The organism is Streptomyces montanisoli, assembly GCF_017813245.1.
GTDB lineage: Bacteria > Actinomycetota > Actinomycetes > Streptomycetales > Streptomycetaceae > Streptomyces > Streptomyces montanisoli.
Map to the genome: position 1 here is coordinate 1 of NZ_JAGIQL010000249.1, position 6,943 is coordinate 6,943.

The following is a 6,943-nucleotide window of genomic DNA, read 5'->3' on the forward strand; positions in this document are numbered from 1 at the left end:
CCCCCCCCCCCCCCCCCCCCCCCCCCCCCCCCCCCCCCCCCCCCCCCCCCCCTCCTCCCAGGCGGCCGCCGCCTCCCCCGACCCACCGGTCGCCGGAGCCCAGCCGCGCCCTCCCCCGACCCGAGCCCCCCCGGCAGGCCCGCGCTGCCCGGCTGGACGGCCGCGTGCGCCGGCGGGCTCACCCTCGTCGGCTGCCTCGCGCTGCTGTGGCACGCGGGTGCGCTGCCGGGTTTCCTGACCCTGCTGGTGGGGCTCGCGCCGCAGCCGTACCACGGCATCGGCATCGGCCAGTGGCTGCTGCTCACGCTCGGCGTGCTCGTGCTGCTGTTCACGCTCGGCGGGCTCAGCCGGGGCCGGGTCGGGCACGCCCTCGTGCTGACGCTGTTCGGCGAGTACCGCGGCAGCGTGCGCCGCACCGGGCTGCTGTGGATCAGCCCGCTGCTGCTGCGCCGGCGCGTGGACGTACGGCTGCGCCACTGGCGCTCGGAACCGATGCCGGCGATGGACGCGAACGGCACCGCGCTGAGCGTCGTCGTCCTCGTCGTGTGGCGGGTGCGTGACACCGTGCGGGCGACGCTCGGGATCCGCGGCCACGAGGACTACCTGCGCGAGCAGGTCGAGGCCGCGATGGCGCGCGTCATGTCGCAGCTGCCGGCCGACGCCTTCCAGGGCGCGTCGCCGACGCTGCGCAACGTGGAGGCCGTGGGCGACTCGCTCACCCGCATGCTGTCAGCGGAGTGCAGGCCCGCCGGGATCGAGGTGTTCTCGGCGCAGCCGACGCGCATCGAGTACGCCCCGGAGATCGCCGGAGCCATGCGGCGCAGCCGGATCGCCGCCCTCGACGCCCGCCACCGCGATACCGTCCTGAGCGCCGTGGTGGACGCTGTGGACGACACGGTGCAGCGGCTCACCGCGCGGGGCCTCGTCGCGCTGGACGACTACGAGCGCAGGGCCCTCGTGAAGGACTTGACCGTCGCCTTCTACAACGGCAGGGCGGGCGACCACGCCGATCAGCATTGACCAGGACGGGAGAAACACGAGGGCCGCGCACCGTCGTGAAACGGTACGCGGCCCTCGTCGTGCAGTGCGCCGCCAGGGACTCGAACCCCGGACCCGCTGATTAAGAGTCAGCTGCTCTAACCAACTGAGCTAGCGGCGCTTGCTGACGTAGTAATCATACCCGGCCCCGGGGGATGCTCATGACCACCCTCAGCACGACGGGCCCCAGGCGTCCCTTCCGCCCTGCACGGTCAGCGTCAGGGCGAGCGGCGCGGCCTCCCGGCCCAGCGCGGCGGCCGCCTCGCGCAGCCGGTGCGCCCGCTCGACCGGCAGCGAGAGGGCGAGCGCGCCGACCGTGGCTCCGGCCGTGAGGGGGACGGCCGCGCACACCGTGCCGACCGCGTACTCCTGCAGGTCGAGCGCCGGTGCCATGGGCGGCTGGCCGGCGAGATGTGACAGCAGCGCACGCTCGTCGGTGATCGTGCGGGACGTGAGCCGCGCCGCCTTGTGGCGTGACAGGTGGTCGCGGCGGCCGTCCTGGTCGAGCTGGGTGAGCAGGCACTTGCCGACCGCGCTCGCGTGCGCCGCCGCCTCGAAGTCGACCCACTCCCTGACCGCGGGCGTGCCGGGGCCAGCGGCCACCTGCGTCACCCGAATCTCGCCGTCCACGTAACGGCTGACGTAGACGGCGGCGCCGAGCGAGTCACGCAGCCGGTCGAGCGAGCGCCTGACCTTCGCCTCCAAGGTGCGCGCCCGCGCCTCGCACGAGCCGAGCAGCGCCAGCGAGTCGCCCGTGACGTACGCGCCGTCCGGCAGCCGCTCCACGTACCCCTCGCGGACGAGCAGGGCGAGCAGCGCGGGCAGGTGCGCGGCCGGCAGGCCCGACTCGCTCGCGATCCGCGTGTCCGTGACGCCGTCTCCGTGGCGGAAGACGGTCTCCAGCACGCGCAGCACGTAGTGCACCGAGTGGAACGGCGCCGCGGGCCCGGGTCTCGTCCCCACGCTCCCCTCCGCCCTCCCCGCCGGGCGGCGGGAGTCGCACCGAACGATAGCCGCGTGGACGCGCGCATGGGTGGGAGACGGCGGGAAACCGCCGCCTCCCACGGAGTGGGCGCCCTCGTGGGCCGCCCACCGTCACAGCACCGCGTTCAGGAACTCCCTGGTGCGCTTGTGCTCGGGGTCGGTGAAGATCTTCTCCGGCGTCCCCTGCTCCACGATCCGCCCCGAGTCGAACATCAGTACCTGGTCCGACACGTCACGCGCGAAGTTCATCTCGTGCGTGACGCACAGCATGGTGATGTCCGTGTCGTGCGCGATCTGGCGCAGCAGGTCGAGCACGCCCGCCACCAGCTCGGGGTCGAGCGCCGAGGTGACCTCGTCGAGCAGCAGGATCTCCGGCCGCATCGCGAGGGCCCTGGCGATCGCGACCCGCTGCTGCTGCCCACCGGACAGCTGGGTCGGGTGCGCGTTCACCTTGTCCCCGAGCCCGACGAGTTCGAGCAGTTCGCGTGCGCGGGACTCCGCCTCGGCGCGCTCCACACCGAGGACGGTGATCGGCGCCTCCGTGATGTTGCGCAGCACGTTCATGTTCGGGAAGAGGTTGAACTGCTGGAAGACCATGCCGATCTTCCTGCGGGACTCCCTCAGCTCCTTCTCGGTGGCGGCCCTCAGCGAGCCGTCGGGCTTCCTGGTGTGCGACAGCGGTTCGCCGTCCACCCAGATCACCCCGCCGCTGAGCCGCTCCAGCGTCATCAGCAGCCGCAGGATGGTGGTCTTGCCCGAGCCGCTCGGCCCGATCAGCGTCACGTGCTCGCCGCGCTTGACCTCGAAGTCCAGCTTGTCGAGGACGAGATGGTCGCCGTAGCGCTTCTCGACCTGGTCGAAGTGGACGATCGGCGTGCCGCTCTTCTGGTGCGGCACGGTGCCGGCGGGCCGCCCGGCGCCGGCGGTGGACTCGGCCGTCGTCTTGTGCAGCGGGTCAGTGGCCAAGGCGCTTCTCCAGCTTTCTCATCAACAGCGACGTCGGGTAGCTCGCGACGAGGAAGATCAGTCCCGCGAGCGTGAACGCCTCGGTGTAGGCGAAGTGGTCCGCCCCGTACTTGCGGGCCTCGAACACCATCTCCTGGACGGTGATCACGGCGAGGAACGGCGTCTCCTTGAACATCGAGATGGCGTAGTTGCCGAGCGCGGGCAGCACGTTGCGCACCGCCTGCGGCAGGACCACGGCCCGCCAGGTGCGCACCGGCGAGAGCGAGAGCGCCCTCGACGCCTCCCACTGGCCCTTCGGCACGCCGTCGATGCCCGCCCGGTACACCTCGGAGGTGTAGGTGGCGTAGTGGATGCCGAGCACGATGATGCCGATGACCAGCGGGTCGACGCTGGAGAACACGGTTGCCGCGCCCACCAGTTGGACGAGCAGCGGCGTGGACCTGATGAACTCCATGAGGCCGCGCACCGGCGCCGTCACGAAGCGTGTGGGGGCCCTGCGCGCGATCGCGATCAGCAGCCCGAGCACGGCCCCCACCAGGAAGCCGAGCACCGTGGCGAGCAGGGTGATCTCGAAGCCGCGCAGCAGCATCGGCAGGACCTCGCCCGCCGCGCTCCAGTCGAACTTGGCACCGCTCATGACGCACCGCCCGTGGGTACGACGGGTACGGTCTCGGCGCCGGCGGCGCTACGCGTGCGGAACAGCCCGCGCGTACCCGTGTATTGACCGAGGCGCGCCTTGGCGGACCGTTCGAGGAGATTCATCAGCAGGGTGAGTATGTAGGCGATGATGAAGTAGCAGACCAGCAGGGTGACATACGCGATCAGCGACTCACCGGTGCGGTCGCGGAGCTGCTGGATGACGGTCATCAGGTCGGCCGCCGAGATCAGCCACAGCAGCGGCGTCGCCTTGAGCAGCTGGATCAGCAGGTTGGTGAAGGGCGGGATCATCTGCGCGAGCGCCTGCGGCAGGATCACGCGCCGCATCCGCTGGTAGGGGCTGAGGTTGAGCGCGACGGCGGCCTCCCACTGGGCGCGCGGCACGGCGTTGATGCCGCCGCGCACCACCTCCGAGCCGTACGCGCCGAAGTTGAGCGCGAACGCCACCACTCCGCAGAACAGCGCACTGAGCTGGTAGCCGGTGAGCAGGGGCAGCGCGTAGTACAGCCAGAACAGCTGGACGTACAGCGAGGTGCCGCGGAAGAACTCGACGACCGTGCGGGACACACCGCGGACCACGATGTTGCGGTGGCCCGCCATGAGTCCCAGCACGAACGACAGCGCGAACGCGATCACCGCGCCGAGCACCGTGGCCTCCGCGGTCACACCGAGCCCCGAGAGCACCTGTGGCAGGTTGTCGAAGAAGGCTGTGAAGAAGGTGTTCATGACGCCTCCGGTGCCGGGCCGCTCAGGCCTTGCACAGGTCCGCGGTCTTCAGGGTGGCGGGCGGTATCTCGGAGGCGGTGAACCCGTACGGGCTCAGCAGCTTGACGTACTCGGCCTTGTCCGACGTGATCTTCTTGAGCTCCTTGTTGAAGGCGTCGCGCAGCGCCTCGTTGCCCTTCTGGAAGACGGCGCCGCCGGGGCTGAACTGCTTCTTGCCCTTCAGTGTGGGCACGAAGGTCGGGGTCACTTCGAGCGTCGGGTTGGTCTTGGCGAGCCAGCGCAGCGAGATGCCCGTGAGGACGAACGCGTCGATACGGCCGCCCTTGACGGCGTCGGCGCCGTCCTGCTGGTTCTGCAGTGTCTTGATCTTGTCCTCGGCTATGCCGGCGGCCTTCGCGTACGAGCCCTCGACGGCGCCCGACATGACACCGATGGTGACGCCGGCCTTCTTCGCCGACGCGAGGTCGGTGAGCTTCTTCGGGTTGCCCTTCTTCACCATCATGGCGGTGGGGGAGATGAACTCGGGCTCGGAGAACAGGGCGTTGGCGCAGCGCTCGGGCGTGATCGCCATGCCGGCGCTGACCACGTCGTACTTGCCGGCCTGGAGGCCGGGGATCAGGCCGTCGAAGTCGGAGAGCGTCGGCTTGAGCTTGTCGACGCCGAGTGCCTTGAATATGTGGGCGTGCAGCGTGGGCGCCTCGCCCTTGAGTACGCCGTGCTCCGTGTAGCCGTACGGGGCCTCGTTGGCGTACGCGACGCGCACGTAGCCCTGCTTGCGCAGCTTCGCGAGCACGTCGTCGCCTGAACCGGACGACGTGTTGGTTTTGCTGCACGCGGTAAGGGCACCGGGTACGACGAGCAGTCCACCGATGGCGGCGGAACGGCTGAGGAAGCCCCGGCGGGACAGGTTCGGGAAATCAGCCATGGATTCGCATTCTCCTCGGTGGTGTTCGGGATCGGGCAGACTTCGGCACGCGCCTGCCCCGTCCAGAATTTCTATGCGGCGGATCCGGCGGCTGTAATGGAACGGTGTCCGGAAGGAGACGTTCCGGTGCCCTGTGGTGGGTCTCCTGCGGTGCTGTGTCCGTGTGTTGCGGGATATGTCCCGACGGAAAGTGTGGGGCGGAAGCGGACGGCGCGATGCTGCCCGCGCCGGGAGGGTCCAGGAGGGCGACGGGCCCCGGGAATAAAACGGAGCCCACCTCCGCTGTTGCGGCTGACCGAGGAAGCTTCGCTCTGGAGGACCCGAACGTGACGGACGACGCCACCCACGCCGACGCCACCCACGTCGCGCACGCCGCCCACGCCGAGGCGGCGAGCCGCACGGCCGACGCGATCCGAGGCACGGCGCAGGGCACGGCGCCGGTGCCGCTGTCGGTGCTCGACCTCGTCACGGTCGGCGCGGGCACGACCGCGGGCGATGCCCTGCGCAACAGCGTCGCGCTGGCCAGGGCGGCCGAGCGCCGCGGCTACCTGCGCCACTGGATCGCCGAGCACCACTCAATGCCCGGCATCGCGTCCTCGTCGCCCGCCGTGATCCTCTCCCACCTCGCCGCGCACACCGAGCGCATCAGGCTCGGCTCCGGCGGTGTGATGCTGCCCAACCACGCGCCGCTGGTCATCGCCGAGCAGTTCGGCACGCTGGAGGCACTCGCCCCCGGCCGCGTCGACCTCGGCCTCGGCCGCGCGCCCGGCACGGACGGCGCCACGGCCGCGGCGCTGCGCCGCAGCGAGCGGCTGAACGAGGGCGCCGACGACTTCCCGCAGCAGCTCGTCGAGCTGACCCGCTTCCTGGACGACGCGTTCCCCGACGGCCACCCGTACGCGCGCATCCACGCCGTGCCGGGGCCCGTGCAGGGGCCCACGGGCCGGCCGCCGATCTGGCTGCTCGGCTCGTCCGGCTTCAGCGCGCAGCTCGCGGGCGCGCTGGGCCTGCCGTTCGCCTTCGCGCACCACTTCTCCGCGCAGAACACCGTCCCGGCGCTCGACCTGTACCGCGCCTCGTTCCGCCCCTCCGAGGTGCTGTCCGAGCCGTACGCGCTGATCGGCGTGGCGGCACTCGCGACGGAGGACGAGGCGGAGGCCCGCCGCCAGGTCATGACGGGCGCGCTGTCCATGGTGCGGCTGCGCACGGGCCGCCCCGGCCTCGTCCCGACGCCCGAGGAGGCGGAGGCGCACCCGTTCAGCGAGCGGGAGCGCGAGTTCGTGGACGGCTGGCTCGCCAACATCGTGCACGGCACGCCCGACGCGGTGCGCGACGGGCTCGACGCCCTCCAGAAGCGCACCGGCGCGGACGAGCTGATGCTCACGGCGAACGCCCACACCGCGGCCGTCCGCCTCAAGAGCTACGACCTGATCGCCGACGCGTACGGGCTCCCGAACGCCGCCCACTGACGTCGGCCCCGCCCGGCGCACGGACGCGCGGCGCCCGCCAACCCCGGACGCCGCGCCCGCCCGGGGGTCCCTAGAGCTCTTGTCTCAACTCCTGTCGTCCGTCGTTTTCCTATTCCGGCTCTTCGTCCGAGATAGGGGGGGGGGGGCGGGGGCGGGGGGGGGCCGGGGCGGGGGGGGC

Annotated in this window: 7 protein-coding genes and 1 tRNA gene; 2 read left to right on the forward strand and 6 right to left on the reverse strand. The window is 71.5% G+C overall.

Going from position 1 to position 6,943, the window contains the following annotated elements; all coding sequences use genetic code 11:
* On the forward strand, nt 1–1,020 hold a 1,020-nt coding region (locus JFN87_RS31235; protein ID WP_245182658.1), incomplete at its 5' end, for an SPFH domain-containing protein.
* Between the two features lie 65 nt (nt 1,021–1,085).
* On the opposite strand, the gene JFN87_RS31240 is transcribed toward JFN87_RS31235, so the two are convergent.
* The 6 genes from JFN87_RS31240 to ehuB all read right to left on the reverse strand — a co-directional run bounded on the left by JFN87_RS31240 (nt 1,086) and on the right by ehuB (nt 5,296).
* Nucleotides 1,086–1,159: transfer RNA gene (locus JFN87_RS31240), tRNA-Lys, on the reverse strand.
* 50 nt (nt 1,160–1,209) lie between these two features.
* Complete coding sequence (locus JFN87_RS31245; protein WP_209345588.1) at nt 1,210–2,001, reverse strand: IclR family transcriptional regulator domain-containing protein; 792 nt, start codon at nt 1,999–2,001, stop codon at nt 1,210–1,212.
* Between the two features lie 132 nt (nt 2,002–2,133).
* Nucleotides 2,134–2,988 (reverse strand): ectoine/hydroxyectoine ABC transporter ATP-binding protein EhuA, encoded by an 855-nt coding sequence (gene ehuA, locus JFN87_RS31250; RefSeq protein ID WP_245182663.1) that lies wholly within the window; start codon nt 2,986–2,988, stop codon nt 2,134–2,136.
* Entirely contained in the window at nt 2,978–3,625 is a 648-nt protein-coding gene (ehuD, locus tag JFN87_RS31255) for an ectoine/hydroxyectoine ABC transporter permease subunit EhuD (protein WP_209345590.1), read from the reverse strand. Before ehuD ends, ehuA begins: the two co-directional genes overlap by 11 nt.
* Nucleotides 3,622–4,371: an ectoine/hydroxyectoine ABC transporter permease subunit EhuC gene (gene ehuC / locus JFN87_RS31260; protein ID WP_209345592.1), complete on the reverse strand. Its 750-nt coding sequence runs from the start codon at nt 4,369–4,371 to the stop codon at nt 3,622–3,624. Before ehuC ends, ehuD begins: the two co-directional genes overlap by 4 nt.
* Nucleotides 4,372–4,393: 22 nt before the next feature.
* Nucleotides 4,394–5,296 (reverse strand): ectoine/hydroxyectoine ABC transporter substrate-binding protein EhuB, encoded by a 903-nt coding sequence (gene ehuB / locus JFN87_RS31265; protein ID WP_209345594.1) that lies wholly within the window; start codon nt 5,294–5,296, stop codon nt 4,394–4,396.
* Nucleotides 5,297–5,706: 410 nt separating this feature from the next.
* On the opposite strand from ehuB, the gene JFN87_RS31270 reads away from it, so the two are divergent.
* Complete coding sequence (locus tag JFN87_RS31270; RefSeq protein WP_307865667.1) at nt 5,707–6,765, forward strand: LLM class flavin-dependent oxidoreductase; 1,059 nt, start codon at nt 5,707–5,709, stop codon at nt 6,763–6,765.
* Nucleotides 6,766–6,943 lie beyond the last annotated feature (178 nt).